Source organism: Candidatus Streptomyces philanthi (assembly GCF_059553635.1).
The window spans coordinates 1-1,988 of the sequence record NZ_JCANQV010000534.1; the positions used below are offsets into that span (position 1 = coordinate 1).

Annotated in this window: 2 protein-coding genes; both read right to left on the bottom strand. The window is 75.9% G+C overall.

Annotated features, from left to right (window positions below; translation table 11 throughout):
- Positions 1 to 517: dethiobiotin synthase (bioD, locus tag AC51EU_RS29925; protein WP_496270228.1), on the bottom strand; the 517-nt coding region annotated here is incomplete at its 3' end.
- A gap of 119 nt (positions 518 to 636) precedes the next feature.
- A complete protein-coding gene (locus tag AC51EU_RS29930) occupies positions 637 to 1,941 on the bottom strand; it encodes an adenosylmethionine--8-amino-7-oxononanoate transaminase (protein WP_496270229.1) in 1,305 nt (434 codons plus the stop codon).
- Positions 1,942 to 1,988: the final 47 nt, after the last annotated feature.

Consider the following 1,988-nt stretch of genomic DNA (forward strand, 5'->3'; position numbering starts at 1 on the left):
GCCAGCTGCCGACGACCACACCGGGGGAGTCGAGCCCGTGGGCGCGCAGCGCGAGGGCGGTGAGCGCGGTGTCGTTGAGGGTGCCGAGCCCCGCGCGCGCCACCACCAGGACGGGAGCCCCGGCCAGCCGCGCGGCGTCGGCGAGGGTGCCGCCCTCGTCGTCGAAGCGGACCAGCAGCCCGCCCGCCCCCTCGACCAGCACCAGGTCGTGCGAGGCGTCGAGCTTGGCGGCCGCCTCCGCGACGTCCGCCGGGCGCACCGGCGGCAGACCGGCCCGCCGGGCGGCCGTGGAGGGGGCCAACGGCTCGGGGAAACGCCCCAGTTCGAGGACGGTGACGGGCCCGGCCAGCCGTTCGGCCTCCGCTGCGTCGCCCCGCTCGTCGGGCCCGACCCCGGTCTGCGCGGGTTTGAGGACCGCCACCGAGCGCCCCCTGCCCAGGGCCGCCGCCGCGAGGGCCGCCGTCGTCACGGTCTTGCCGATCTCCGTGCCCGTGCCCGTCACGAACAGCACCGTCATGGTCCGTCACCGCCTTCTGCGTTCTGCCGGTCTCTTACGGAAGGAGCACCCGCCGCCGGAACCGGCGGGTCCGGCGGCGGGCGGGTGCGGCGGCGGCCGGACGGCCCCGCCGGGCGAGGTCAGCCCTCGCGGGCCGCGGCGCACACCGCGGCACAGGTCCGGGCCAGGTCCTCGTCGCCGGTGACATACGGCGGCATCGTGTAGACGAGGTCCCGGAACGGGCGCAGCCACACGCCCTCGCGGACCGCGGCGCGCGTCGCGGCCGCCATGTCCACCGGGTGGTCGAGCTGCACCACACCGATCGCGCCGAGGACCCGTACGTCCCGCACGCCGGGCAGGTCGCGGGCCGGGGCCAGTCCGTCCCGCAGCCCGGCCTCGATGCGTTTGATCTCCCGCGCCCAGTCCTGGGACAGCAGCAGCCCGACGGAGGCGTTCGCGACGGCGGTGGCCAGCGGGTTGCCCATGAAGGTGGGGCCGTGCGCCAGCACCGGCACGTCGCCGCGCGAGATGCCGTCCGCCACGGCGGTGGTGCACAACGTGGCGGCGAGCGTGAGATAGCCGCCGGTCAGCGCCTTGCCCAGGCACATCACGTCCGGCGCCACGCCGGCGTGCTCCGCGGCGAAGAGGGTGCCGGTCCGGCCGAAGCCGGTCGCGATCTCGTCGAACACCAGCAGGACGTCGTGCGCGTCGCACGCCTCCCGCAGCACCCGCAGATAGCCGGGGGAGTGGAACACCATGCCGCCCGCGCCCTGCACCACGGGCTCGACGATCACCGCGGCCAGCTCGTCGGCGTGGCGGGCGATCAGCTCCCGCAGCCCGGCCGCGTACGCCGGGTCCGGTTCCGCGTCGAAGCCGGGCGGCGGCGCGTCCGCGAACACCTGCCGCGGCAGCACCCCCCGCCACAGCTCGTGCATCCCGCCCTCCGGGTCGCACACGGACATCGGGTGCCAGGTGTCGCCGTGGTAGCCGCCGCGCCAGGTCAGCAGCCGCTGCTTGCGCGGCCGGCCCACCGAGCGCCAGTACTGGAGGCACATCTTGACGGCGACCTCGACCGCCACCGATCCGGAGTCGGCGAGGAACACGTGCCGCAGCGGATCGGGGGTGATCTCGACCAGCCGGGCGGCCAGGCGGACGGCCGGCTCATGGGTGAGCCCCCCGAACATCACATGGCTCATCCGCTCCAGCTGCCCGCGCGCGGCCTCGTTGAGCACCGGGTGGTTGTAGCCGTGCACCGCCGACCACCACGACGACATCCCGTCCACCAACTCGCCGTGCCCCTCAGCGGGTTCGGCGAGCCGCAACCGGACCCCGGCCGCCGAATCGACCAGCAGCGGGGTGTCGCGGCCGGGCATCGGCCCGTACGGGTGCCACACATGCCGCCGGTCGAGGGCCAGCAGCTCACCGGGCGTGCGGGGCTCAGGCATTGGGCGGCAGGTCGGTGCCGGCACCGCGGCGGCGTACGGCGACCAGA